Raw genomic sequence first — 24,723 nt, 5'->3', positions numbered from 1 at the left:
CGAGGGTCCCCCCTCGCCCCGCTCCCTCAGGAATGCCCTCAGCGGCCGATGCGGCCGAAGCCCTTGCGGGTCACGTTGACCACGGCCGGACGCGGGATGCTCCCCGGCCCGTCGGGCCACTCCGACAGCGGGTTCTCGAAGCTCGCGCCCTCCAGCTCGCCCGGGTGCTGCGCCGCCACCAGGACGTGCCGCTCCTCCACCACCGGCCCGCAGGTCTCCGCGCCGATCGGCACCGTCAGGAACTGCTTCACCTGGCCGCGGTTCGAGCCCTCCAGCGGCACCGCGAACAGACCGTCGTTGGTGCCCAACGCGTTCCCGTCCGTCGAGATCCACAGGTTCCCGTACGGGTCGAACGCCACGTTGTCCGGGCACGAGATCGGGCTGACCTGGTCCTTGGGGAACCCGCCGAAGTAGGTCCCCTCGTCCTCCGGGTCGCCGCAGACCAGCAGCACGTTCCAGCCGAACTTCAGCGCGGTCGGGTCGTCGTGCTTCTCGGTCAGCTCGATGACGTGCCCGTGCTTGTTCTCGTTGCGCGGGTTCATCTCATCGGCCCCGGGGTTCGAGCCGGTGCCGCGCGCGGTGTTGTTGGTCAGCGCGATGTACAGCTTGCCGCTCTTCGGACTCGTCTCCACATCCTCGGGCCGGTCCAGCTTCGTGGCCCCGACCTTGTCGCCCGCGAGGCGCGTGAACACGTACACCTCGTCGGCGGTCATACCCGGCACGTACGACTTCTTGCCCTTGGCCAGCTTGATCCACTCGCCGGACCCGTCGAACTTCCCGTCCTTCGGCAGCTTCCCGGTCCCGTCGATCTCCTCGGCCGGGCTGTCGCCGGTGAACTTCGCGACGTACAGCGTGCCCTCGTCGAGCAGCGTCCGGTTGTGGTCGCGCGCCTTCTTGCCGCTGCCGGTCTTCATCTTCTTGTCCGACACGAACTTGTACAGGTAGTCGAACCGCTCGTCGTCGCCCATGTACGCCACGGCCCGACCGTCGCGCGACAAGCGCACGTTCGCGCCCTCATGCTTGAAGCGCCCCAACGCGGTCCGCTTGCGCGGCGCCCAATCCGGGTCGTTCGGGTCGACCTCCACGATCCAGCCGTGACGGTTCGGCTCGTTGGGCTCCTGCACGAGGTCGAAGCGCGGGTCGAACTCCTCCCACCGGCGCTGGCTCGCCTCGCCGACGAAACCGTAGCGCGCCAAGCGGGCCTGCACGGTCGGGTCCGTGACGTTCGCGGCGTTCGCGAAGTACTGGTTGAAGTTCTCCTCGCCCGAAAGCACCGTCCCCCAAGGGGTGGTGCCGCCGGCGCAGTTGTTCAGCGTCCCGAGCACCTTGGTGCCCTTGCGGTCCGCACTGGTCTTCAACAGGTCCGACCCGGCCGCCGGCCCGGTCACCGTGAACGGCGTGGAGACGGTGATGCGCCGGTTCAACTTGTCCTTGACGTCAGGCACGAGGGCGCCGGTGCGGCTGTTCTCGTCCACCGCGATCACGGTGAGCCCGTGTGCGGCCCAAGCGATCTCGACCTGCTCGCGCGTTGGCGCGGCACCGTCGTATCCAGGGAACATCAGCGGCTCGTCGGTGTACTCGTGGTTGACCACGAGCACCCGCTTGCGGCGGCTCTTCGGGTGCGGCAGCAGCGCGACGTAGTCGTTGTTGTAACCGAACTGCTTCGCCTGCGCCGCAGCGGTCTGCGCGTCGGCGTCGAACTTCGGCGCGCCCTTCAGGACCGGGTCGCCCCAGGCGATGACCACATGCTGCTCGTAGCCCTTGGGAATGGTCACCTTGTCGTCGCGGTTCGGCGCGACCACGTCGAAGTCCAGGCCCTTCGGGGCCCGGTTGCGGTGCGCCGAACCGGCGGGGGACTCGACGTCACCGGCGACGGCGGGAGCCGCGAAGATCCCGGCGGCGCCGACGGCCGCCGAGACGACCACGCCGCTGCGCAGCAGGGAGCGGCGGGAGACGGCCTGCGCGATGAGGTCGCCGAGGTAGGGGTTCTCCGAGGTGTTCGGCACCGGGTGGCTACAGGCGTTGCCGCAGCGGAAGGCGCAGGTCATCGCCGAGCGTCCGCCCCCGTGGGGGGCGAACAGCGGCAGACGACGGCGATCGGATGGGGATTGCATCACGGCTCCAATTCGGTCCGATATGAATGCGCGAGGGAATCGCGGTCTTGTGTTCTCACCTGTTGTGGAAGCTATGCGCCGCTACGGTGCGGTTCCACCAACCTCAGGTGAAATCCGGACGAACGGCCCCCACCGACCCGCCCCCGGACCGGGCCCGAAACGAACGGGCGGAGAGCCCGAACGCGGACTACGATTGCCCGCGGCGACCGCCCGCGCACGACCCGTCGCGACCCGGGCCCGCCACGGCGAGCGCCCTCCCGAACCCGCCGCCCACCCCCGCGACCGAACGACCGACCCTCCGAACGAATACGGGGCCACCGCTGCCATGGAGACCATCACCCTCGACGGGAAGCACCCGCTCAAGTCGGTCGCGCGCACGCTCAGACCGCGACGCTGGCGCCTCGTCGCCGCCACCGTCATATTTGTGGTCAAGGACAGCCCGATCTGGCTGATGCCGGTGATCACCGGGGCCGCGGTCGACGCGGTCGTGGACGGCGGCCCGGTCTCGACCCTCGGCTGGCTCGCCGTCGGCGCGGCCGTGCTGGTCCTCCAGAACTTCTTCACCCACGTGTGGTTCACCCGCCTCTACATGGGCGTCGTGCGCGCCCTCGGCGCGGACTTCCGCAACGCCCTCGCCGCGCGGCTCCAGTTGCTGTCCATCGGGTTCCACTCGCGCTCGAACGCCTCGATCATCCAGAGCAAGGTCGTGCGCGACGTCGAGAACGTCGAGCTGATGCTCGCGCAGTCGGGCGGGCCGTTCCTGTCGGCGGTGTTCGTGTTCGCCGGGGCGATCACCATGACCGCGTTGACGGTGCCGCAGTTCCTGCCGGTGTTCGCGCTGTCCCTGCCGTGCGGTTTCGGCGTCTGGTGGTTCACCCGCCGCCGCACGCAGGCACGCAACCAGGAGTTCCGCCGCGAGGTGGAGGCCTTCTCCTCGCGGGTGGGCGAGATGGCGGCGCTCATGCCGATCACGCGCGCGCACGGGCTCGAGCACGTCGCGGCCGAGCGGGTCGCCGAGGTCGCCGAGGAGGTGCGCCACCGCGGGCTGCGCCTGGACGTCGTGAACGGCCGCTTCGGCGCGGCGAGCTGGGTGACCATGCAGCTCTTGTCCGTCGGGTGCCTGCTGCTGGCGGCGACGGTGGCGCTCATGGCGTGGGCGCCGATCACGGCCGGGCAGGTCGTGGTGCTCGGCACCTACTTCTCGATGCTCACCGGCTCGGTCGGCGCGGTGCTCAACCTGGTGCCGATCACCGCGCGCGGCACCGAGTCGGTGCGGTCGATCGCGGAGGTCCTCCAGGACCCGGACATCGAGCGCAACGAGGGAAAGCCCACTGTGGACAATCTGGCCGGCCGGGTGGAGCTGCGCGGGGTCACCGTGCGCTACCCCGACAGCGGCACGCCCGCGCTGGACGGGATCGACCTCGTCGTCGAGCCGGGCCAGACCGTCGCGTTCGTCGGCCCCTCCGGTTCGGGCAAGTCCACGCTCATGAACACGGTGCTCGGCCTGATCCGCCCAGCGGCCGGCTCGGTGTCCCTGGACGGGGCGGACATGGAGGCGCTCGACATGCGCTCGGTGCGCCGCCGCGTCTCGGTGGTGCCGCAGGACTCGGTCCTGTTCGAGGGCTCGATCCGCGACAACATCACCTACGGCCTCGGGCCGGTCGAGGACGAGAAGATGCGCGCGGCGCTGCGGGACGCGAACGCGCTCGACTTCGTCGAGTCCCTGCCGGAGGGCTGGGACACGGTGGTCGGGGAGCGCGGCGCGCGGCTGTCGGGGGGCCAGCGCCAGCGGCTGTCGATCGCGCGGGCGCTCATGCGGGACCCGCGGATCCTGTTCCTGGACGAGGCCACGAGCGCGCTCGACTCGGAGTCCGAGCGCCATATCCAGGGCGCGCTGGAGACGCTCATGGAGGGGCGGACGACGCTGGTCGTGGCGCACCGGTTGAGCACGATCCGCAGCGCCGACAGGATCGTGGTCCTCGAAGGCGGCCGGATCACCGAGCAGGGGACGCACGAGGAGCTGCTGGCCCGCTCGGGCCGCTACGCGTCGACGTGGGGCGTGCAGCACGCGGCGGCGTGACGGGTCCCGGTTCACGTTGGGCCTCGTGGTCCCCGATGGCGGAGGAGCAGTTCCGGCGGCAACACGAATCGGCCGGGCTCCCGCGTCCCGGAGGCGCGAAGGCGTGCTCCCGGCGGCGCGGCGCTCCTAGTCACGGCCGAAGCCGGTTGACAAAGTTTATCGACACAACTTAAGGTTGGCCCGCCGCCGGGCCGGGCGGCGCGCCACTGCGAGGAGGAACCGTCTTGGGCAGTTCGATCGAGGGCGAGAAGGCGCCCGAAACCGTGTCGGCCGCCGTGCGACCGATCGTGCCGGGCTTCTACCCGGACCCGACCATCTGCCGCGTCGGCGAGGACTACTACCTGGCCCATTCGAGCTTCGAGTACTTCCCCGGCGCGCCGATCTTCCACAGCCGCGACCTGGTGTCGTGGAAGCAGATCGGGAACATCCTTGATCGCCGGAGCCAGTTCCTGCGCGGCGACGGGCGTCCCTCCGGCGGGATCTACGGCTCGACCCTGCGCCACCACGACGGCCGCTTCTACTTCGTGACCACCAACGTGGGCGACGCCGGCTCGGGCCAGACCATCGTCACCGCCGAGGACCCTGCCGGTCCTTGGAGCAAGCCAGTGTTCGTGCGCGAGGCGGTCGGCATCGACCCGGACCTGTGCTGGGACGAGGACGGCGAGTGCTACCTGACCTGGAAGGGCACCGTCTTCAACGGGGAGGGCGACGGGATCTTCCAGGGCCGGCTCGACCTGGAGACCGGTCGTTTCAAGGGCGAGCCGTACCCGGTGTGGCAGGGCATCGGGCTCGCCGCCTCCGAAGCGCCGCACCTGTACCGCATCGGCGGGTACTGGTACCTGCTGCTCGCCGAGGGCGGGACCGAGCGCGGCCACACCGTGACGATCGCGCGGTCCGAGCGCATCGAGGGCCCGTACGAGGCGTGCCCTTCGAACCCGGTCTTCTCGCACCGGTCGACGGCGCTGCCGGTGCAGAACACCGGGCACGCCGACCTGGTCGAGACCGCCTCGGGCGAGTGGGCGGCGGTCTACCTGGCCGTGCGCCCGCGGGGGTTCACGCCGCAGTTCCACGTGCTCGGCCGCGAGACGTTCCTCGCAGGCGTCGACTGGGTCGACGGCTGGCCGGTGTTCGACGAGGGCCGGTACGCTTTCACCCCGCCGGACACCTCCTTCTATGACGATTTCGGCTCGGCCGCTTCAGGTCTGGGAGAGCTGGACCCGCGCTGGGTCGCGCCGTCGAGCGAGCCCGAGGCGATCGCCGCCCCGCATCCCGAGGGCGGCCTGGAGCTGCGCGATCCGGGCGACGGCTCGCCCGGGCTGCTGGCCGCGCGGGTGCGGGACCTCGCTTGGACCGCCGAGGCCGCGTTCACCGGCTCGGGCCGGTTCACGCTGTGGATGGACGACCGGCACTGGTACGGCCTGGTGTTCGAGGACGGCCTGGTCCGCGCGCTCGCGCGCATCGGCGGCGTCACGGCCGAACTCGGTTCGGCCCGGTTCGAAGGCAAAGGCAAGAGCGAGGGCGGGGGCGGGGCCGTGGTCCTGCGGATCGCGTCGGTCGCGTCAGACGCCGAGACCTTGACCGCGATCGGGCCCGACGACATCGTGCTGTCCGTGGTCGGCGAGGACGGCAGTGACGGCAATGACGGCGAAGGTGGCGAGAACGGCGCGACCGTGCTCGGACACCTGGACGGCCGCTACCTGTCGACCGAGGTCGCGACCGGTTTCACCGGCCGGACGCTCGGCGTCGGCGCGGTCGGTGGATCGTCGCGCCTGCACTCGGTCGCCTATCGCCCGGAGCGGACCGGCGAGGAGTGACGCCGCCGAGCAGGCGGACAACAGGCAGGCGACAGGCGGACAGATAAGCGGAGCGGCCCCCGGGGTTCACGTGGGGGCCGCTCCGGTCTCGGTACGCCGACTGGAAGCTCTACTTGTCGCGAACGACGACTACCGGGCAGGTGGCGTGCTGGACGGCGCTCTGGCTGACCGAGCCGACCAGCGTCCCGACGAAGCCGCCGTGACCGCGGGAGCCGACCACGAGGAGGTCGGCGTTCTCGGCCATCTCGACGAGGATCTTCGCGGCGTGGCCCGAGACGGTCCGCAGCTCGATCGGCACGGTGGCGCGGCCGCCGGTGGCCTGCGCGACGGCGCGTTCAAGCGACTGCTTGGCGGCCTTGTCGAAGTCCTCGCCGCTGGGGAGCACCATCATGCCGGTGCCGTACATCGCGGGCACCTCCCAGGCGTGGACGGCCTCGACCGAGGCGCCGGTCCGTTCGGCCTGGTGCAGGGCCCATTCGAGGGCCCGGACCGAGGCCGGGGAGCCGTCGACGCCGACGACGATGCGTTCGGATCCCTGTGCTGTCGCGTCCATGAGCGCTCTCCGTCCTGAAGCATTGCGTGAAGCGTTGCCTGTGAACACCGGCTGAAGACCTTGCCGAACAACGCTGAAAACCTTGCCGAACAACATTGCGTTGAAGCGTTGTGCTGTTGGAAGGTCTCGCTGTCGCATTGTCTTGCCGGGTTCAGGCTCAGGGGTACCCGATCGGCGATTTTCGAACCATCCGCACCGCGGCCGGACGCGGCGAACGCCCGGACGCGGGGCGCCCGGGCGTTCGGCCTGCGGTCTAGGCGGTGGGCTGGGTGATCCGGATGTGGTTGCCGAACGGGTCGCGCAGGGCGCAGTCGATGCCGTAGGGCTGCTCGGTGGGCTCCTCGGTGAACTCGACGCCTAGGTCGGAGAGGCGCTTGAAGGTGCCGCGGCAGTCGTCGGTGGTGAAGATGGTCGCGCCGAGGGCGCCCTTGGTGAGCAGGTCGCGGACGGCGGCGGCGGTCTCGTCGCTGTGGGAGGGCGGGCCGGGCACTTCGAGGTGGATGCGCCGGTCGGGCTTGCCGGGCGCGCTGACGGTCAACCAGCGCATGAAGCCGAGGTCGACGTCTTCGACGACCTCGAACCCGAGCTTGCCGACGTAGAAGTCGATCGCCTCTTCCTGGTCGAGGACGAACACGGTGTGGATGCTGATTCCTGTGAACATGCGTCCAGCCTATGGTCGCGATGGCCAGGGCGCTTATCCAAAAATGCTTTCCTCCGGCCACGAGGAGGGCCGTCTTCAAGCCTCAGACCGCGTCGGTGGGGCGGGTCCAGGCCTTGACGAAGCAGACCGGAGCGCGCAGCGGAGTCGCCTCGGCCCGATAACGGGTGGGCGAGCGGCCGATAAGAGAGGTGAAGGTCCGGCTGAAGGTGCCGAGGCTGTCGAAGCCGACTTCGAGCGCGATCTCGGTGACCGACGCATCCGTGTCCCGCAGCTTCGCACATGCCCGCTCGATCCGACGACGCTGAAGATACCGATGCGGGGTCTCCCCGAAAGTCGCGCGGAACTGCCGGCTGAAATGCGCCGGAGACATGAGAGCGATGCGGGCGAGCGCGGGCACATCGAGCGGCCTGGTGAAGCCCCGGTCCATCGCATCGCGGGCGCGAAGGAGCCGCCGGTTCTGATCCTCGGTCGCGCTCTTCACCGTCGCTTCTCCTCGCGTGCTCCCCCCGATGGTCCCACCATCGACCGACACCGCTCGCCGCCCTGCTCAAAACCGGTCGGCGAAGTTCAAGGAGAGCAACCGGCTGCGTGCTCACCGCACATCCCATATCACCGGCTTTCCCCCGAACCCTGGACGAAACCGAGGCTGCGAGTTCTTGTCCACCCGAATAGGAGGCAGTTCGAGCACACCACTCGGCGGCGGCACCTCCTAACATGAGTGAATGCCGACACCCCCTGGTCAGCGCTCATGGAGGCGCGTACTTGTCGCTCTTGGTCTCTCGGTCGTTCTTGTAGGCGCGTTCGTTTGGTGGCTCGCAAGCGGTTCCGACCGCGAGAAGCTGATCGCCTCGATGGGTTTTGGCGTTTCCGCCCTCGCGCTCGTAGTCTCCACGATGACTTGGTGGTTCCCGCGATCCGGGACTGCCGCAGCTCCTTCGGTGGAGCAGCAGCTCGAAGCACTTGCGGTTGAGGTGCGAGGGATGGCCGCAGCGGGGAAACACGCTCTGAAGCTCTCCGGATCGGATTACATCCAGGTCGAATGGAGACACAATGCCGCGACCGTCACCACCGAGGCCGTAACGGTGAAGCGCGGTCTCGTCGGCGACATCGCGACTATCGGCGCAGACTGGTTGCGGCACCGTCCACGCCTGACCGTCATCCTCGGCACCAAAGGTGCCGGAAAGTCAGCTACCGCGCTCCTGCTCACACACCAACTGCTTGAACAGCGTGGCTCGAACAGCACCTCGACTCCAGTCCCGGTGTTGTTGCATGTCAAGGGCTGGGACCCTGCGATTCCCCTGCTGGAATGGGTCTCCAAGCAGCTTGCGGTCCAATACGGGCTGTCTCGCTCAAACGGGCCGGGCAGTGTCGACACCGCGGTGCACCTGGCCGGCCGGGGCGACCTCTTGCTGGTGCTCGACGGATTCGATGAGATCGCCGAACCCCGCCATGTCGCCGCCCTCGCGCGTCTCCGCGAAGCGATGGACGCCAGCGACATCCATATGGTGGTGACCTCCCGAATCGCCGAATTCGAGGCCGCGCAAGCGGCCGACGACCGCCGGATAGAGCGCATGTCGGAGGTTATGTTGCAGCCGGTCAGCCGTAGCAAGGCACGCCACTATCTAAGGAAAAATGGGACTAGTGAGCATTGGGCAGCGGTGTTCGAACAGCTTGCAGTCGACGACAGCCCGGTCGCACAAGCACTCACGACGCCGCTCATGGTGTTTCTATGCCGTGAGGTGTACCAAAGGCAGACACCAGACCGCGCAACATTTGAGGGATTCGCAGACAAGGCGGCGGTTGAACAGCACCTGATCGCGCACTTTCTCCCCACCGTATACAGCATCCCTGCCGCACCAGACTTCACCGGCATCGAAACCAACCAGGATGCCATGGATCCCATGACGGAACGGGCTATCCGCTACCTAGGATTCATTGCCGCCCACATGAGGAGGACCGGCCAACCAGGATTCGCCTGGTGGCAGCTCCCTCGATCCACAGAACACCAAACCTTCATGATAGCTCTCGCGGTAATAGTCATGCTGAACCTTGGAACGATGGTCGGCCTGGTCGTCGCACTGGAATTTGGGCTAACGATCGGCCTGGCGGTCGGTCTGATCACCATGATCGCGTTTGGACTCATGTCCAAACTGATGCTCAAATCTCTACCTGCAATAATCTGGGACCCTCAAGAGAATCCGAATCGCCTGGTGCTGAACCGCAATCCTTTCGGAAAAGTGCTATGGGGCGAACTGATTCCCTCGCTGGGGGTCGGAATAGTAGCCGGTCTGGCAGTCACGCTGGTGTTCGGATGGGCGGCTGGTTTGGCGCTCGGACTTACCGTGCCGTTGCTGATCGTGATGCTTGAATTCCTAGATCAGCAGACCCCTATTCGGCTGAAACTACTAAGCCCAGCAAACGTCCTCGCTGAGGCTCGAACAACCTTCGCCGCGACCGCTCTGGCAGCTGGACTGGGGTTCGGACTGGCATTCGGACTGGTGGTCGGGCCCGTGGCAGGTTCCGTACTTGGATCGACCACGGCGATAATCGTCGCGACAATTGAGAGAGCATGGTTCTCATACCGCCTTGCTCATTTTCTTCTTGCGTTCCCGAATGGTCGTCGGGTGCCTTGGCGATTTATGGCGTTTCTTGAAGACGCTCGTCGTCGAGGCGTGCTTCGTCAGGTTGGAGCTACCTACGAGTTCCGGCATGAAGCACTTCAGACCTATCTCAGTGAGCCTGTCGAAGCACACCCTTCCGCCAACGCGAGCCGAAGCTTGGAAGGGTAGACCACAGCCATAGGGGTAAGGGCCCTGCGGCGAAGCCGCAGGGCCCTTACCCCTATTCGAGTGACCGCACGCGTCGACCCAGACTTGCTGTGACGCAGGGGGTTTGGAAAAACTTCTAGACACGTTTGTCTCGTTAGTTGACAGTGGCGTGATCGTTGAGTCATCATCGGACATACGCCAGATTCTTACTACTGGTGGTCCAATTGCTTACGTCTCGAACGGAGAAACTTACGAGGCATCCAGCTCGTATCGGCCTTTATCGATAGGCCAGAATATTAAACGCCGCCCGGTGGCTCCTAGCTACCAACTGAGTTCCACCGGGCGGCCCAACAACAGAAGGAGACCTTCCGTGTCGTCTACGACGATACGCTATTCGGGCGTACCTGAAAACAACCATTCCCGCGATTCTGCCGGGGACCTCAACTCCGATGCCGCCGCCTATACGGGCTCGATCGCGACCACGGGAGCCGGCCGCGACATGGCTGGTCCGACGAGGGGCATGGGTCGCGAATCTGCTGGTCCGACCAGGGATGCCGGCCACGATGCCATCCGTCCGAGCCACCGTGCATCGCGGTTGGGAACCGGCTCCGGCGAGTCCGACCTGACCGCGCGCTTCCGCCGCGCGGTCGCGGCCGAAGCCGGTGCCGGGACCGGATCTGGGGCCGGGACCAGAATCGACGCCGGACCCCGGTCCGATCCCAGTACCGGAGCCGGAGCCGGAGCCGGAGCCGGAGCCGGAGCCGGAGCCGGAGCCGGAGCCGGAGCCGGAGCCGGAGCCACGATTGACGGTAAGGCGGAAGGCAATCGACACCGCGCAGTCCCCGACTCGACAGACGCCGGTGCATATGCGGCGGAGGCGTCGGCCGCTCGGTACGTTCCCGGGTTCACGCCGGGTAAGGCCGGTCCGGTCTCGGACGATCCGCGCCACAACCCGGCCTATCCGCATCCGAAGAATCCGGGCCTGTTCACCGGGCCCGATGGGTTCTATGACTGGGCCGATCGTCGTCTGTTCCTGGCCGATGGCTCGCCGGACCCGATGATGCCGGGGGCGTACCGGTACCAGACCCGGCCGGACCTGTGCGATCTCGACGCATCGGATTCCGACCCGCGCTCCCCGCGCTACGAGCCCGATCACTTGCGGCACAAGCCGGGCGATGACTGGATTATCGACGAGCACCGGCCCTATGACGTGCTCGACCCCGGGCCGTTCGGCTCGCCCGGCTGGTTCCCCGATCGGCGGACCGGTCGCCACCGCCGGAACGAGCTGCCCGATCCGATCCCGTGGTGGGAGATCGAGGAGGAGCCGGAGAAGGCCGAGTGGGCGGTGAGCGCCGAAGTGCTCTGGGAACGCCGAACCCGCATCACCCGCGAACGCGAAGCAAGGGAACGAGAAGCAAGGGGACGCAACATCCGAGACCGCAAGCCGCGAGACGGCGAAACCGGGGAATGCAGGGAATACGGGGCCTGGGACCATGAATCGCGCGGCAGCGAAGCGCGCGACGGCAGAACCCGCGACCACGAGGCCCACGACCACAATTCGCGTAACGGTGAAACCCACGAACGCACGGCCTGGGACCGCGAAGCGCACGACGGCGGAACCCGCGACCGCAAGTCGCGCAACGGTGAAACCCGTGAACACTCGGCCCGACACCACGAAACGCGCGATAGCGAATCCGACAAACACACGGCCCGTGGCCACGAGCCGCGCAAGGGCGAAACCGGCGACCACGAAGCCCGCAACCGCAAGTCGCGTGTCGGCGAAACCCTCGAAAACACGGCCCGACACCGCGAAGCACACAACAGCGGAACCTGCGAACATGAAGCCCGAAACCGCGAAGCGCGCGAGGGCGAATCCCACGAACACATGGCTCGACACCACGAGCCGCACGAGGGCGAATCCGGCGACCGCGAATCACACCGCCGCCGCGTAGATCACGACCACGACCGCGATCATGGTGTCTCCCGCCCCCGTGCCCGCCTGCGCCCTAGTCCGGAGAGGCGAGCTGGCGGCGTCGACGCCGATCGGGACCGGGCGAGGCCGCCGATCACCTCGGGGAACGCCCCATCTACTCAACCTGCCGCGACCAGCGGGCACCCCAAGGAGGGAGGGGGATGCGAGGTCCCCCGATATTCAAGCCTCCCACAAGGGACCGACATGGCCCCGGGCGTGAAATTCGAACACGCCCCAGACCCCGCCCCCAACAGTCCCGTCCACAGCGGCCCGGCCCACGACAATCCCGGCCCCGGACCCGCCGACAGCAGCCCGACCCACAGCAGCCCTGCCCACGGCGACCCGACCCACGACCGTCCTGCCCACAGCGGCCCGACCCACGACCGTCCTGCCCACAGCGGCCCGACCCACAGCAGCCCGGGCCGCGACCGCCCCGGCCGCGAACCCGCCGACAACAGCCCGACCCACAGCAGCCCGGCCCACACCAACCCAGCCCACGACCGCTCCGGCCACGGACCCGCCGACAGCGGCCCAGCCCACGACCGTCCCGGCTGCGGACCCGCCGACAGCAGCCCCGCCCACGACCGTCCCGGCCGTGGACCCGCCGAGCCCGCAGTGGGCTTCCCCGCCTCCGAAACCGAAGCACCACACAGGTTCTCCAAACTCCGCGAAGACGCCTGGGACCGATTCCTCGACAAGTCCGCGCCACTCGCGGCCGCCCACCACACCGGCGGCGACCAGAACACCGGCCGGACCGGGCGCGGGAACCGAACCGCACTCGGGGGCGAGACCAGTCGGTCCACTCGGTCCACTCGGTCCACTCGGTCCACGACGCTGCGTGGCAGGCTGCTGCGCTGGTCGGCGCGATTGAAGAAGACGCGCAAAGAGAAGCGGCCCTCGCCCGGCCCGCAATCGGTCCGGGGAGGCGGCACGATCACGGGAGTTCGACCAGCCCCGGGACGCGACACGGCCGGTCTGATCCCCGTTCAGCGCGGCCACGCGACAAATGCGGAGCTCGAAGTCGCGGCGGACCGGCGCGCGCACCTGGCCGCGCGGACCGCGCGGTTCGGGCAAGCCGTTCGAGGCGGGCAGCGGGGTCGGGCTGAAAACGCGCTCAGGTCGTGGCCGACCGGCCGTGCGGTCGCCCGACAGGAGGGGCCCTCGGCCGGTCCTCTCGCCGGTCCCACGAAGGGCCACTTGCAGGACCACTTGCAGGTCCACTCGCAGGGCCACTTGCAATCCCCGCCCGAAGCCAAGACGGCGAGAATGAGGGCGGGCAACTTGGGGCGGTTGCAGGATCACCTGCGGGGTCGCCTCGCCGGGGGTGCGGCATGGGCATAGGCCGCCTCGCCCCGCACCGCGTCCGCGCCAAATACGCGAGGGCGCTCAGCGAAATCCCACTGCCGGTCCGCTCGTTCGCCGGTATCGACCCTGGTGCGCTCACCATCCTCGGAGAAGCCGAGATCGCGGGACGCTGCCTGAAATTCGGGATCCTCGAAAGCCTCCCGCGCATGTGGGCGGTCTTGGGCGACGAAGTGCCAGAGGGAGAGGAGACACCGCCGGAACCCAAGAACCTCGCGGCCCGCGACCGCATCCCGCCGACCGTGCTCGGATTCCTGACCGGCTTCGACACCGACCGGCCCGAACTGCACATCACCGAACTCGACTACCTCGAATGGGCCCGTCAGTCCGGCCGCGCCGCTCGCATCAAGCGCGAGGCGACCGCGATCTGGCAAGCGGCGCAAAGGGAGTGCGACGGATGAATCAGCAGGGCGAAACAACAGCCACCGCTCTTTTCCGGGCACATGCGACCGCGCGGCTGCGCGGCGAGGCCGTCGAAGCCGCCGGGCTGGCAGCGCAGATCGGGGAGGCGCGGCAGATGACGCATCTGCTGTTCCTGATCTGTCTGCTCGCCGGCGTCGTGCACCAGGAATACGGCGACCGGCCCGATCCGGACGACCTCGCGGCCCTCACGAAACGCCTGCACGAGAGGCACTTCCCGACCGACCCGACGTTCAACGCGCTCCGCGCGGAGGCGATGGTGCGGGCGGTATGCGGAGAGTCGGCGCTGCTGAACGAGGTGCCCGCCGACGAACAGGCCGAGTACGCGTGGGCGGTGATGCACGAACTGATCGGCACCGACATCACCGATGAGGAGCTGAAGCGCCGCTTCGAGCAGATCGAGGAGGTGCGGGGGAACTTGATGGCCGAATTCGCGATAGCGGCGGCCCTGGACCGAACGAATCCGCATGATGCGGGCCCCGCGGAGCTGGACCAAACGAAACCGCACGACGCGGGCCCGGCGACCCTGGACCGAACGAAACCGCACGAGGCGGGCCCGGCGAAGCCGGACCGAGCTATGCCGGGACAGGCCGCTTCCAGGCGGCCCGTTCTAGGCGTGATGGTCGGGGAGGTCGGTCAGGCCGCGCAGGACCCGATCGAGCGGAACCGAGTCGCTTTCGATCGGTCCACTTCGAACCGAGCCGCTTCCGATCGGTCTACCCCGGACCAGGCGATTGCAGGTCGGACTGCCGCCGACGCGGCCGAGGCAGCCGCCGCGCGGGGAATCGCACTGCTTGCCTCCCCTGTCTCGGCCACACCCGCCGCCGACCGAAGGAGCGCCGATGACGCCTGAAACGCTGCAACACAGCCACCTCGCGGCACTGATCACGGGCGACCTTGCTGAGGCGGAGAAGCTCCGCGAACTGTTCCACGAGAGCGACCGCGCCTACGCGGTCGAGCTTCTACGCGCGGCCACGGCCGTCTGCCTGGAGTATCGATTCGGCCCCGGCGCGGGGAGCGGCGCGGGCCCGGTAGACCACGACGAACTCACCGAGTTCATGGCCGAGGTCCGCGCGGAAGGGAACGGTGTCGGGCCGCCGCCCAACTACCTCGACATCGAAGCGGTGATCCGCTCGCTGTACGGGGAAGGCCACCTGCTCGCACCGCTCGACGAGGATCGAAGAAGCCAAGCGCTCTGGCACGCGCTTCGACACCAAGTGAGTCGCTATCGGTGGATCAAGACCCACCCTGACCAGACCATCGACCGAGCGAAACAACTGACGGCCACTACCCGGAATCTCGACTGAGCGACCGGGCCAGCGATCCAGTGGGATGCAGGCCTGGTGATCGGTTCGGGAGTCCAATCGCGGCTCCACTTGAGCATTCATGCGAGAAGTGAGGCGGCGGCTGCGAAAGCGGCCGCCGCCTACATCGAACTAAGGAGCTTCCGAGTCGGAGGGATGGCCCGATCGCGGCACATCCGGATCACGGTAAACCAACCGCCAATACCCATCAGGACGAAGGCTCTTCGATTCCCGCCACCCAACCGGCAGCAATGACAGGTCGGGCAGCCGCAGGAACTTCGCAGACCCGATATCCAAGTCGGAACCGGAAGGCACATCTCTGAAGGCCGCGCCGTGCTGGAAGGTCGCGCCTCTGAAGCCCGCGCCGTGCTGGAAGGTCGCGCCGTTGAAGACCACTCTTCCTTGGAAGGTCGCGCCGTTGAAGTGCGCGACGTGCTGGAAGGTCGCGCCGCTGAAGTCCGTGCCGAGCGAGAAAACCGCGCCGTCCTGGAAAGTCACGCCGTTGAAGACCGCGCTTTCTTGGAAGGTCGCGTCCCTGAAGGCCGCGTCGCGCTGGAAGGTCGCGCCGTTGAAGACCACTCTTCCTTGGAAGGTCGCGCCGCTGAAGTCCGTGCCGAGCGAGAAAACCGCGCCGTCCTGGAAAGTCACGCCGTTGAAGACCGCGCTTTCTTGGAAGGTCGTGTCCCTGAAGGCCGCGTCGCGCTGGAAGGTCGCGCCACTGAAGACCGCGTCGCGCTGGAAGGTCGTGTCCCTGAAGTCCGCGACGTGCTGGAAGGTCGTGTCCCTGAAGTCCGCGACGTGCTGGAAGGTCGTGTCCCTGAAGTCCGCGACGTGCTGGAAGATCGCGCCGTTGAAGTGAGCGACGCGCTGGAAGGTGGTGCTGTTGAACTCCACGTAGTCCTTGAAGGTCGCCCTGGATATGTCCATGCTTCCATCGATCAAAGCTCTATGGAAATTCGCCAGCCCTTCGAATTTGGCTCTCGCGATGCTTGTTTCTCCCCCGAATGAAGTCGCTTCGAACGAGGATTTTCCCGCGAAGGTGGCTCCTTGGAAATCCGGGCTGTACAGGTGACATCCGCTGAAATCTATATCATTCAAGAACGCTTTGCGGAGTTCGAGCCGGGTATGTGTCCAGTACTCGCGGCGCCCCAGTTTCCGCTTGAGTCGGCGCTGCAATATCTCCTGGGCGAGCCGCCGAACTTTGAATTCCGGGTCATCGATCAACGCCGCGCGGTTCCTCGGCGGAACGAATGGCCTCCGCAGATACGCGCAAACCTCGTCCAGCACACCCTGCCTCAAATCCTCGTGCTGGTCCCCAAGCCGTTCCAGGTTGTGCAGGCCGCCGATCCTGACCCCTGGGTCCTTCGAAGACAACTGCTCCACTGCCTGTACCCGCAGCTCGGTGATCCGCTCCTGTGTCGTGTGGTACTCCGAGTGCTGCTGCTTCCGAAAGTTCAAGATCAATGCTGAAGCACCACCGATACCGGCGGCGATCGCGATCGTGCCACGGATGGTGTCCAAACGCAGCTTCGTGATCTCAAGATCGTTTTCGGAGTCCCCAGGGACTCGCAGTGCCTCGATCTCCGCGAGCTGCCAGAAGTAATAGAGCAGGCCACCCGCGAAAATGAGTACGAACGCCGCCAGCAGGAACCACGTCGGAATCGGCCTTGGCCGCCACGGTTTCCTGGGCGGCGTCTCCAGCGCGCGGCGGCGGCGATAGGCAAGGAATTCCCAGGGGTGGACTATCGGGCCTCGAACCCTGAGAAGCGCCCAACGGTATGCGCGGACCGTCATGCGCACCAACCGGCGCAGCGACCGGCCCATGGCCTTGAGGAGTGGCATCGACTCAGCGTACGCAGCCCGTGCGAATGCTCCGAAACGGAGTTCCAGTCGCGTACACGGCGTTATATTCAGGCCTTCAGTGCTCTAAGGCCGCGCCTGGCGGCGGCCCCTACCTGCGAGGACGCCATGGCGCAGACCTCGGCCGAGACCCGGCCCGCCGTCAAACTCGCCTTCTGGACCCTCACCTCCATGGTGGTCGGTTCCATGGTCGGCGCCGGCGTCTTCTCCCTCCCCCGCCGCTTCGCTCAAGAGACCGGCGTCGCCGGCGCCCTCATCTCCTGGGCCATCGCCGGCACCGGCATGCTCATGCTCGCCTTCGTCTTCCAGCGCCTCGCCATGCGCCGCCCCGACCTCGACGCCGGCGTCTACGCCTACGCGAAAGCCGGGTTCGGCGAGTACCCCGGCTTCTTCTCCGCGTTCGGCTACTGGGCCAGCGCCTGCGTCGGCAACGTGACCTACTGGGTCCTCATCATGTCCACCCTCGGCGCGGTCCTCCCCGCGCTCGGCGACGGCGACACCGTCCTGGCGCTCACGCTCTCCTCAGTGGGCTTGTGGGCGTTCTTCCTGCTCATCAAGCGCGGCGTGAAGGAGGCCGCGGCGATCAACCGGATCGTCACGGTCGCCAAGGTCATCCCCATCCTCGTGTTCGTGCTCCTCCTGCTGTTCCTGTTCGACCCGCAGGTCTTCGCCGGGAACTTCGCCGGCGCCGACTACGCCGGTTCCCTGTTCAGCCAGGTCCGCGGCACGATGCTCGTGACGGTGTTCGTGTTCCTCGGCGTCGAGGGCGCCAGCGTCTACTCCCGCCACGCCAAGCGCCGCGAGCACGTCGGGCGCGCCACGATCACCGGTTTCCTCGCGGTGTTCGCGATCTTCGCGTCGGTCACGATCGTGTCCTACGGGGTCATGCCCATGGAGGAGATCGCCGAGCTGCGGCAGCCGTCCATGGCCGGGGTCCTGGAGGAGGCGGTCGGGACCTGGGGGAAGGTCTTCGTCAGCGTCGGCCTGATCGTCTCGGTGCTCGGCGCGTACCTGGCGTGGACGCTCATGGCCGCCGAAGTCCTGTTCGTGGCCGCGAAGGACAAGGACATGCCGCGGTTCCTCTCCCGCTCCACCGACGCGGACGTGCCGGTCCCGGCGCTGGTCATGACCACGGCCTTGAGCCAGATCGTCCTCGTCGTCACCTACTTCTCAGAGGACGCGTTCAACTTCGCGCTCGACCTGACCAGTTCGCTGACGCTCATCCCGTTCCTGCTCGCGGCCCTGTTCGCGGTCAAGGTCGCGGCCGGGCGCGGCGGCGGGATCGACTCTGGCATCGATGCCGGTGCCGGTCGGGGCGCGAGCGGCACCGGGCGCGGCACGGGCGGTGAGATGGCGATCGCGCTGCTCGCGACGTTCTACACGGCGTTCCTGCTGTTCGCGGCGGGCCTGCGGTTCGTGCTCATCTCGTTCATCATCTACGCGCCCGCGACCATCCTGTTCGTCATGGCCCGCCGCGAGCAGGGCCGCCGCCTGTTCAGTCCCGGCGAGGCGGTGCTGCTGGCCGTGTCGATCGCCGGGGCCGTGCTCGGCGTCGTCGCGCTCGCCGCCGGCTGGATCAGCATCTGAGCCATGCCATGCCGCCATGCCCCACCACCGCGAGCCACGCCGTACCACGCGACCGCAATCGACCATCGACCGAAGCGCCCGCGAGCGCGACGGCGCCAACGGAGGAGGACGACGATGACCGATCCACACCAGCCCGCCTACGGGGTCCACTCCGAGGTCGGGAAGCTGCGGAAGGTGCTGGTGTGCAGGCCTGGCCTGGCCCACCGGCGGCTCACCCCCACCAACGCCGAAGGGCTCCTGTTCGACGACGTGATGTGGGTCGAGAACGCGCAGAAGGACCACGCGGACTTTGTGAACAAGATGCGGGCCAGGGGCGTCGAGGTCGTGGAGCTGCACGACCTGCTCGCCGAGACGGTCGCCGACGCCGAGGCCCGGTCGTGGCTGCTCGACCGCAAGATCACCGCGAACGAGGTGGGGCTGGGCCTGATCGAGCCGACCCGCGCGTTCCTCGAATCGCTCTCGCCCGCGCAGTTGGCCGAGCACCTCATCGGCGGGCTGTCGACCGCCGAGCTGCCCGAGGACCTGCGGCCCTCGTACATCGCCCTGGCACGGGAGTCGAGCGGCGCGCGCGAGTACCTGATGCCGCCGGTGCCGAACACGCTGTACACGAGGGACACCACGTGCTGGCTGTACGGCGGGTTGACGTTGAACCCGCTGTACTGGCCCGCGCGGCACGACGAGACGCTGCTGATGAAGGCGGTGTACACGTTCCATCCCGACTACCGGGGCTCGCGGGTGTGGTGGGGCGACCCGGATCGGCATTGGGGTCAGGCGACGTTCGAGGGCGGCGACATCATGCCGGTGGGGAACGGCGTGGTGCTCATGGGCATGAGCGAGCGGACCTCGCGGCAGGCGATCACGCAGGTGGCGCGGGCGCTGTTCGAGGGCGGGGCGGCCGAGCGGGTGATCGTGGCGGGGATGCCGAAGCTGCGGTCGGCGATGCATCTGGACACGGTGTTCACCTTCGCCGACCGGGACGTGGTGACGCTGTACCCGAAGATCATGGACGCGGTGCACTCATTCTCGCTGCGGCCCGGCGACAAGGAGCCGGGCCTGGAGTTGACCGACCACGGGTCGGCGGCGTTCACCGATGTGGTGGCCGAGGCGCTGGGGCTCTCGGGGCTGCGGATCATCGAGACCGGCGGCGACGAGTACGCCTCGGAGCGCCAGCAGTGGGACTCGGGGAACAACGCGGTGGCGCTGGAGCCGGGCGTGGTAATGACGTACGACCGGAACACGCAGACGAACACGCTGCTGCGCAAGGCCGGGATCGAGGTCATCACGATCGTCGGCGCCGAGCTGGGGCGCGGGAGGGGCGGCGGCCACTGCATGACCTGCCCGATCATCCGCGACCCGGTCGACTTCTGACCGTGGGAGGCGAGAAGGGGCGCGGCAAGGCGAAGGGGAGTGCGGCCGGATTGCGGGGCACGGCAACGGGAGCGGCAAGGCGAGGGGCGCGGCCGGACAAGGGGCGCGGCAGGACGAAGAGGTGTGCGGCCGGAACGGGGCACGGCAAGGCGAGAGGTGCGGGAAGGCGAGGAGACGCGACCGGACAAGGGTGCGGCAGGACGAGGGGCGCGGCCGGTCGGCCGTGCCCCCCTTTGCGCTGCCCGAGCAGGTGACGCCGAGCCGCCGATGGGGTCTCCCGGCCGATCGCCCTCGTCTCGGCACTCGTTCGCGCCTCGCGGTCACGTTCTCGGCTTCCCGCGCGTCATAGTGTCGTACGCGTCGATCGAGGGGGCATTCATGACCGCAGACCGTGACGACCAGTGGCTGGCCCGCCGCTTCGAGGCCGACCGGCCCCGACTGGAAGCCGTGGCGTTCCGGATGCTCGGCTCCTCCGGCGAGGCCGAGGACGCCGTCCAGGAGGCCTGGTTCCGGCTCGCCTCCAGCGACACCGGCGCGATCGCGAACCTGAGCGGCTGGCTCACCACCGTGGTCGGTCGCGTCTGCCTCGACCAGTTGCGGCGGCGCAAGTCCCGCGCCGAGCAGCCGATGCCCGAGCACGCCTCCGACTACGGGTCCGGGCCGGTCCCGCTGCCGGACCCGGCCCCGGAGGCCGACCCGGAGTCGGCCGCGCTCCTGGCCGACTCGGTCGGCCTCGCGCTCCTGGTGGTGCTGGAGACCCTGGAGCCGGCCGAGCGGCTCGCGTTCGTCCTCCACGACATGTTCGCCGTGCCCTTCGACGAGATCGGCCGCATCCTCGACCGCACCCCGGTCGCCGCCCGCAAGCTCGCCAGCCGCGCCCGCGCGCGGGTCCGCGGGAACGGCGGGCCGCCGAGCCGGGACGTCTCCCGCCAGCGCGCGGTGGTCGAGGCGTTCCAGGAGGCCGCGCGCGGCGGGAACTTCGACGCGCTCGTGGCGGTGCTCGACCCGGAGGTGACCGCGCGGACCGACGGCGGCACGGTCGGGCCGATCCTGCGCGGGGCGGCGCAGATCGCCGGCAGCGCGATCACGTTCGCCGCTCTGGGCACGGCGGGGGAGATGATGCTCGTGGACGGGCGGATCGCGGTCGTCGCCGCTCCCGCCGATCAGCCGACCCGGATGCTGGTGTTCACCGTCGAGTCCACGCCCGAGGGCGACCGGATCACCGCCTTGGAGGGGATCACGAACGCCGAGAACCTGCGCGGAAGGGCGCTGACGCTGATCGAGGGCTGACCTGCGCGGGCGTTTCCCCTGCTCCGAATGCGCGCCCGGGCCGGTGCGGCGGGGTGGTCGTCGGCCTCCCGATGTCCCCCGTCTGCCGCCCGCCGGGCGCGCCTGCGGACACGCGATCAGGAATCTATTGATTTTCGATCGACATCTATTGACTTTCGATAGATGTCGATCGATAATCGATAGATGCACTCCTTCTTCATCGCCGCGCTCCGCGCGGTCCTCGCCGTCACGTTCCTCGCCGGGCTCTTCGGCCAGATCGTCGTCGTCCCCGTCACCGCGGCCGACGAGGTCGACCTCAACCCGGCCTACGCCCCCTACCAGGTGCCCTACACGATCGCCGGAATCGTCGGCATCGCCTGCATCCAGGTCGTGCTCGTCGCCGCCTGGGTGCTCCTGGGCATGATCGAGCGCGACGCGATCTTCAGCGCCCGCGCCTTCCGCTGGGTCGACGTCATCATCGGCGCCACCGTCGCAGCGAGCCTCACCGCCGCCTCGGTCACCGTCCACCTGCTCTTCTCCGACATCCCCGCCCCCGAGATGGAACTCATCGGCGCGGTCGGCGCCACGGGCCTGTGCGCGGCGGCCGGGGCCACGTTCGCGATGCTGCTGTTCATCATGCGCGGCCTCCTGCGCAAGGCCACCGAACTCCAAGCCGAGATGGCAGAGGTCGTCTGATGGCGATCATCGTCGACCTCGACCTCCTCATCGCCAAGCGCGGCATGACGATCGGCGAGTTCGCCGAGGCCGTCGGCATCACCCCGGCCAACATCGCCGTGCTCAAGAACGGCCGCGCCAAAGCGGTGCGGTTCACCACCCTCGACGCGATCTGCCGCATCCTCGAATGCCAGCCCGGCGACGTGCTCCGCTGGATGCCCGACGAGACCGACCAGACCGGCGAGACCGCATAAGGCGAGACCGAATAGCACGGCCGAGGGCCGGTCGCCGTACGGCGACCGGCCCTCGCATATCTATGTGTTCGTGTCGGACGACCCTGCTGACCTGCCCTGACGCGGGCCTCTAGTGCCCGAACTCGTCCGAGTCGGCCGCCTCGCCCTCACCGCGATCCAGCGCCGACAGCGCCGCCACGTCCTCGGCCTCGAGCGAGAAGTCGAAGACGTCCAGGTTCTGCTTCAACCGCTCGACACTGCTCGACTTCGGCACCACCGCGAGACCCAGGTCGAGGTGCCAGCGCAGCACGACCTGCACCGGCGTCTTCCCGTACTTCTCGGCAAGACCGACCACCACCGGGTGCTCGCGGACCGCCCCGCCCTGCCCGCCGATCGGCGACCACGACTGCGTGACGATCCCGTGCTCCTCGTCGTACTCCCGCGACTCGTCCCGCGTCGTCAACGGGCTCAACTGGATCTGGTTCACGTCCGGCACCACCCCCGTCGCCGAGATGATCCGGTCCAGATGCGAAGGCTTGAAGTTCGACGTGCCGATCGCCTTCACCCGCCCCGACTCCAATAGCCGCGCCAGGCCCTGCCAGGCCTCGACGTACTGGCCGTGCTTCGGGTTCGGCCAGTGGATGAGCAGCAGATCGAGGTAGTCCAGGCCCAGCCGGTCGAGACTGCGCTCGCACGCCTCGGCCGCCAAGGCGACCCCGTGCCACTCCCGGTTGAACTTCGTGGTCACGAACAAGTCCTCGCGGGCCGCCCCGGACGCCTTCAACCCCAAGCCAACGCCGCGCTCGTTGCGGTAGTTCTCGGCGGTGTCGACCAGGCGGTAGCCGAGGCCGATCGCCTCGGCCACCACCCGCTCGGCCTCGGCGTCGTCCATCGGCCAGGTGCCCAGGCCCAGACGCGGCATCGCCGCGCCGTGCGCGAGAGTGACCGTAGGTGCTGTGGATGCCATGTGGAACCTCTCTTCGAAAGCCCTGCTCTTTGAAAGCACTGTCTCGACGGCGCCGCTTGAAAGCACCGTCGTCCGCGAGCGCCGCACCCGGCGGGCGCCGCGCTGAGAAAACGCTGTCGGCGTCCAACCTACCGCCGCATCCGCCCAGCGTCTTGCGCGCGCAAGTGAAGCGGCGCAGAACGTTCCCGCAGGTCCACCGACCGCGACCGACCACTGCCTTTGTGTCAGATCCGCGCCCGGTTGTACCAGAAATTAGATTCGCCTCATGGAAACGAACGAGAACGCCGTCCTGCGCGTACCCCCCGCCTCCCCCGCCGAATCCCTCGCCTACTTCACCGCCCAACTCGCCTTCCGCACCGACGTCTCCGACGTGCACTCCGCGCTCGAAGCCGACGACCCCGGATTCACCCTCGTCGACACGCGCGGCGAGGCCGCCTGGGACCAGGGCCGCGCCCCCGGCGCCGTCCACCTCCCGACCGACGCGATCGCCGAACGCGCCGCGGGCCTCATCGACCCCGCCCGGCCCGTCGTCGTCTACTGCTGGGGCCCCGGCTGCAACGGCGCCTACCGCGCCGCCGTCGAGTTCGCCAAGCTCGGCTACCAGGTCAAAGAGATGATCGGCGGCATGGAGTACTGGATCCGCGAAGGCCTCCCGGTCGCCACCGACGCCGGGACCGAACGCGGCGAACCCGACCCGCGCACCGTGCCGGTCGGCGGGATCTCCTGCGCCTGCTGAGAACCGACGGGCCGGGAGCCATAATCGAGGCATGAGCGAACTCCTTGCGATGCCCGAAGACTGGACCAAGGCGCTGGCGATCGTCGCGCACCCCGACGACATGGAGTACGGCGCGGCCGCGGCGGTCGCCGGCTGGACCCGCGCGGGGAAGGAGGTCGCCTACCTCATGGTCAGCCGGGGCGAGGCCGGAATCGACACGATGTCGCCCGAGGAGTGCGCGCCGGTGCGCGACGCCGAGCAGCGCGCCTCGGCCGCCGTGGTCGGCGTGTCCTCGGTCGAGTTCCTCGACCACCGCGACGGCGTGATCGAGGCCGGGGTCGCGCTGCGGCGCGACCTCGCCGCCGCGATGCGCAGGCACCGGCCCGAGCTGGTGATCACGCTGAACCGGCGCGAGTACTTCAACCCGGGGCACTGGAACAGCGCCGACCACCGGGCGGTGGGCGAGGCGGTGCTGGACGCGGCGAACGACGCGGGGAACCGGTGGATCTTCCCCGACCTCGCCGACGAGGGCCTGGAGCCGTGGGGCGGGGTGCGGTGGGTGGCGCTGGCCGCTTCGCCGGAGTCGACGCACGCGGTCGACGTGACCGAGACGCTCGAGGCCGGGGTGGCCTCGCTGCTGGAGCACCGGGCGTATATCTCGGCGCTGACGGACGAGGACCCGGAGACGTATGTGCGCGGTTTCCTCACCAGCTTCGCGGCGGGTTCGGGCGAGCGCTTCGGCACGAAGTACGCCACCACCTTCGAGCTGATCAATTTCTGACACGGCCGCGAACGCGTACGCGTATTTGCGGCGCGATGTATGGCGAAAATGCGTCGCCGGGTTGCGGCCTGGGAAAGTGTCACACCCTGCGGGTACTTTCGAACCAGGGGTCCCTTAAGGGGGATTTATGGTGACAATTCGTGATCTGATGGGTTTCATGTTTTGCGGCCCTGGTGTGGCGGCCCGCGAACCGACTCGCGAAACGGAGCGACCCGCGAAA

20 protein-coding genes are annotated in these 24,723 nt (G+C 68.3%); 14 read left to right on the top strand and 6 right to left on the bottom strand.

Annotated elements, in window-relative coordinates; all coding sequences use genetic code 11:
* Positions 1-38 precede the first annotated feature (38 nt).
* Entirely contained in the window at positions 39-2,114 is a 2,076-nt protein-coding gene (locus IF12_RS0116925) for a PhoX family phosphatase (RefSeq protein ID WP_030160459.1), read from the bottom strand.
* Between the two features lie 325 nt (positions 2,115-2,439).
* On the opposite strand from IF12_RS0116925, the gene IF12_RS0116920 reads away from it, so the two are divergent.
* On the top strand, positions 2,440-4,194 hold the full coding sequence (locus IF12_RS0116920) for an ABC transporter ATP-binding protein (RefSeq protein ID WP_030160457.1): 1,755 nt from the start codon (positions 2,440-2,442) through the stop codon (positions 4,192-4,194).
* 224 nt (positions 4,195-4,418) lie between these two features.
* On the top strand, positions 4,419-6,008 hold the full coding sequence (locus IF12_RS0116915; protein WP_197034769.1) for a glycoside hydrolase family 43 protein: 1,590 nt from the start codon (positions 4,419-4,421) through the stop codon (positions 6,006-6,008).
* Between the two features lie 109 nt (positions 6,009-6,117).
* Here the strand turns inward: IF12_RS0116915 and IF12_RS0116910 are convergent, their stop codons facing one another.
* The 3 genes from IF12_RS0116910 to IF12_RS0116900 all read right to left on the bottom strand — a co-directional run bounded on the left by IF12_RS0116910 (position 6,118) and on the right by IF12_RS0116900 (position 7,649).
* Positions 6,118-6,561, bottom strand: a complete 444-nt coding sequence (locus tag IF12_RS0116910; RefSeq protein WP_030160453.1) for a universal stress protein — start codon at positions 6,559-6,561, stop codon at positions 6,118-6,120.
* Positions 6,562-6,814: 253 nt separating this feature from the next.
* A complete protein-coding gene (locus IF12_RS0116905; protein ID WP_030160451.1) occupies positions 6,815-7,222 on the bottom strand; it encodes a VOC family protein in 408 nt (135 codons plus the stop codon).
* Positions 7,223-7,304: 82 nt separating this feature from the next.
* Positions 7,305-7,649 carry a helix-turn-helix transcriptional regulator gene (locus tag IF12_RS0116900; protein WP_081913709.1) on the bottom strand — a complete coding sequence of 115 codons (345 nt, stop codon included), beginning with the start codon at positions 7,647-7,649 and terminating at the stop codon, positions 7,305-7,307.
* 511 nt (positions 7,650-8,160) lie between these two features.
* On the opposite strand from IF12_RS0116900, the gene IF12_RS25800 reads away from it, so the two are divergent.
* The 5 genes from IF12_RS25800 to IF12_RS0116875 all read left to right on the top strand — a co-directional run bounded on the left by IF12_RS25800 (position 8,161) and on the right by IF12_RS0116875 (position 15,051).
* Positions 8,161-10,011 (top strand): NACHT domain-containing NTPase, encoded by a 1,851-nt coding sequence (locus IF12_RS25800; protein WP_133884081.1) that lies wholly within the window; start codon positions 8,161-8,163, stop codon positions 10,009-10,011.
* A gap of 349 nt (positions 10,012-10,360) precedes the next feature.
* Positions 10,361-13,303 (top strand): hypothetical protein, encoded by a 2,943-nt coding sequence (locus IF12_RS25795; RefSeq protein ID WP_156036847.1) that lies wholly within the window; start codon positions 10,361-10,363, stop codon positions 13,301-13,303.
* Positions 13,294-13,725 (top strand): hypothetical protein, encoded by a 432-nt coding sequence (locus IF12_RS0116885; protein WP_030160444.1) that lies wholly within the window; start codon positions 13,294-13,296, stop codon positions 13,723-13,725. The genes IF12_RS25795 and IF12_RS0116885 overlap by 10 nt, the downstream gene beginning before the upstream one ends.
* On the top strand, positions 13,722-14,597 hold the full coding sequence (locus IF12_RS0116880) for a hypothetical protein (protein WP_030160442.1): 876 nt from the start codon (positions 13,722-13,724) through the stop codon (positions 14,595-14,597). The genes IF12_RS0116885 and IF12_RS0116880 overlap by 4 nt, the downstream gene beginning before the upstream one ends.
* Entirely contained in the window at positions 14,587-15,051 is a 465-nt protein-coding gene (locus IF12_RS0116875) for a hypothetical protein (protein WP_030160440.1), read from the top strand. The genes IF12_RS0116880 and IF12_RS0116875 overlap by 11 nt, the downstream gene beginning before the upstream one ends.
* Positions 15,052-15,180: 129 nt before the next feature.
* Here IF12_RS0116875 and IF12_RS0116870 read toward each other — a convergent pair whose 3' ends face one another.
* Positions 15,181-16,890 carry a pentapeptide repeat-containing protein gene (locus tag IF12_RS0116870; RefSeq protein WP_030160438.1) on the bottom strand — a complete coding sequence of 570 codons (1,710 nt, stop codon included), beginning with the start codon at positions 16,888-16,890 and terminating at the stop codon, positions 15,181-15,183.
* A gap of 126 nt (positions 16,891-17,016) precedes the next feature.
* On the opposite strand from IF12_RS0116870, the gene IF12_RS0116865 reads away from it, so the two are divergent.
* The 5 genes from IF12_RS0116865 (at position 17,017) to IF12_RS0116845 (ending at position 22,061) form a co-directional block, all read left to right on the top strand.
* Positions 17,017-18,495 (top strand): basic amino acid/polyamine antiporter, encoded by a 1,479-nt coding sequence (locus IF12_RS0116865; protein WP_030160437.1) that lies wholly within the window; start codon positions 17,017-17,019, stop codon positions 18,493-18,495.
* A 114-nt stretch (positions 18,496-18,609) separates the two neighbouring features.
* Positions 18,610-19,863, top strand: a complete 1,254-nt coding sequence (locus IF12_RS0116860) for an arginine deiminase (protein ID WP_030160435.1) — start codon at positions 18,610-18,612, stop codon at positions 19,861-19,863.
* 378 nt (positions 19,864-20,241) lie between these two features.
* Positions 20,242-21,153, top strand: coding sequence for a sigma-70 family RNA polymerase sigma factor (locus tag IF12_RS0116855; protein ID WP_030160433.1), 912 nt, complete (start codon positions 20,242-20,244; stop codon positions 21,151-21,153).
* Positions 21,154-21,336: 183 nt separating this feature from the next.
* A complete protein-coding gene (locus IF12_RS0116850; RefSeq protein ID WP_030160431.1) occupies positions 21,337-21,828 on the top strand; it encodes a DUF2975 domain-containing protein in 492 nt (163 codons plus the stop codon).
* Positions 21,828-22,061: a helix-turn-helix transcriptional regulator gene (locus IF12_RS0116845; RefSeq protein ID WP_030160430.1), complete on the top strand. Its 234-nt coding sequence runs from the start codon at positions 21,828-21,830 to the stop codon at positions 22,059-22,061. The genes IF12_RS0116850 and IF12_RS0116845 overlap by 1 nt, the downstream gene beginning before the upstream one ends.
* 109 nt (positions 22,062-22,170) lie before the next feature.
* Here IF12_RS0116845 and IF12_RS0116840 read toward each other — a convergent pair whose 3' ends face one another.
* Positions 22,171-23,007, bottom strand: a complete 837-nt coding sequence (locus tag IF12_RS0116840; protein ID WP_030160429.1) for an aldo/keto reductase — start codon at positions 23,005-23,007, stop codon at positions 22,171-22,173.
* Positions 23,008-23,272: 265 nt separating this feature from the next.
* Here IF12_RS0116840 and IF12_RS0116835 point away from each other — a divergent pair, with 265 nt between their 5' ends.
* A complete protein-coding gene (locus IF12_RS0116835) occupies positions 23,273-23,743 on the top strand; it encodes a rhodanese-like domain-containing protein (protein WP_030160428.1) in 471 nt (156 codons plus the stop codon).
* 31 nt (positions 23,744-23,774) lie between these two features.
* Positions 23,775-24,503 (top strand): PIG-L deacetylase family protein, encoded by a 729-nt coding sequence (locus IF12_RS0116830; RefSeq protein ID WP_030160427.1) that lies wholly within the window; start codon positions 23,775-23,777, stop codon positions 24,501-24,503.
* Positions 24,504-24,723 lie beyond the last annotated feature (220 nt).

The organism is Glycomyces sp. NRRL B-16210, assembly GCF_000719515.1.
Lineage (GTDB): Bacteria > Actinomycetota > Actinomycetes > Mycobacteriales > Micromonosporaceae > Glycomyces.
This window is presented reverse-complemented; position numbering and strand designations above follow the sequence as displayed.

What these genes read in the sequence shown, in the direction of transcription:
- IF12_RS0116925 (WP_030160459.1), bottom strand. Translation starts at nt 2,114, where the DNA reads ATGCAATCCCCATCCGATCGCCGTCGTCTGCCGCTGTTCGCCCCCCAC.
- IF12_RS0116920 (WP_030160457.1), top strand. Translation starts at nt 2,440, where the DNA reads ATGGAGACCATCACCCTCGACGGGAAGCACCCGCTCAAGTCGGTCGCG.
- IF12_RS0116910 (WP_030160453.1), bottom strand. Translation starts at nt 6,561, where the DNA reads ATGGACGCGACAGCACAGGGATCCGAACGCATCGTCGTCGGCGTCGAC.
- IF12_RS0116905 (WP_030160451.1), bottom strand. Translation starts at nt 7,222, where the DNA reads ATGTTCACAGGAATCAGCATCCACACCGTGTTCGTCCTCGACCAGGAA.
- IF12_RS0116900 (WP_081913709.1), bottom strand. Translation starts at nt 7,649, where the DNA reads ATGGACCGGGGCTTCACCAGGCCGCTCGATGTGCCCGCGCTCGCCCGC.
- IF12_RS0116885 (WP_030160444.1), top strand. Translation starts at nt 13,294, where the DNA reads ATGGGCATAGGCCGCCTCGCCCCGCACCGCGTCCGCGCCAAATACGCG.
- IF12_RS0116880 (WP_030160442.1), top strand. Translation starts at nt 13,722, where the DNA reads ATGAATCAGCAGGGCGAAACAACAGCCACCGCTCTTTTCCGGGCACAT.
- IF12_RS0116875 (WP_030160440.1), top strand. Translation starts at nt 14,587, where the DNA reads ATGACGCCTGAAACGCTGCAACACAGCCACCTCGCGGCACTGATCACG.
- IF12_RS0116870 (WP_030160438.1), bottom strand. Translation starts at nt 16,890, where the DNA reads ATGCCACTCCTCAAGGCCATGGGCCGGTCGCTGCGCCGGTTGGTGCGC.
- IF12_RS0116865 (WP_030160437.1), top strand. Translation starts at nt 17,017, where the DNA reads ATGGCGCAGACCTCGGCCGAGACCCGGCCCGCCGTCAAACTCGCCTTC.
- IF12_RS0116860 (WP_030160435.1), top strand. Translation starts at nt 18,610, where the DNA reads ATGACCGATCCACACCAGCCCGCCTACGGGGTCCACTCCGAGGTCGGG.
- IF12_RS0116855 (WP_030160433.1), top strand. Translation starts at nt 20,242, where the DNA reads ATGACCGCAGACCGTGACGACCAGTGGCTGGCCCGCCGCTTCGAGGCC.
- IF12_RS0116850 (WP_030160431.1), top strand. Translation starts at nt 21,337, where the DNA reads ATGCACTCCTTCTTCATCGCCGCGCTCCGCGCGGTCCTCGCCGTCACG.
- IF12_RS0116845 (WP_030160430.1), top strand. Translation starts at nt 21,828, where the DNA reads ATGGCGATCATCGTCGACCTCGACCTCCTCATCGCCAAGCGCGGCATG.
- IF12_RS0116840 (WP_030160429.1), bottom strand. Translation starts at nt 23,007, where the DNA reads ATGGCATCCACAGCACCTACGGTCACTCTCGCGCACGGCGCGGCGATG.
- IF12_RS0116835 (WP_030160428.1), top strand. Translation starts at nt 23,273, where the DNA reads ATGGAAACGAACGAGAACGCCGTCCTGCGCGTACCCCCCGCCTCCCCC.
- IF12_RS0116830 (WP_030160427.1), top strand. Translation starts at nt 23,775, where the DNA reads ATGAGCGAACTCCTTGCGATGCCCGAAGACTGGACCAAGGCGCTGGCG.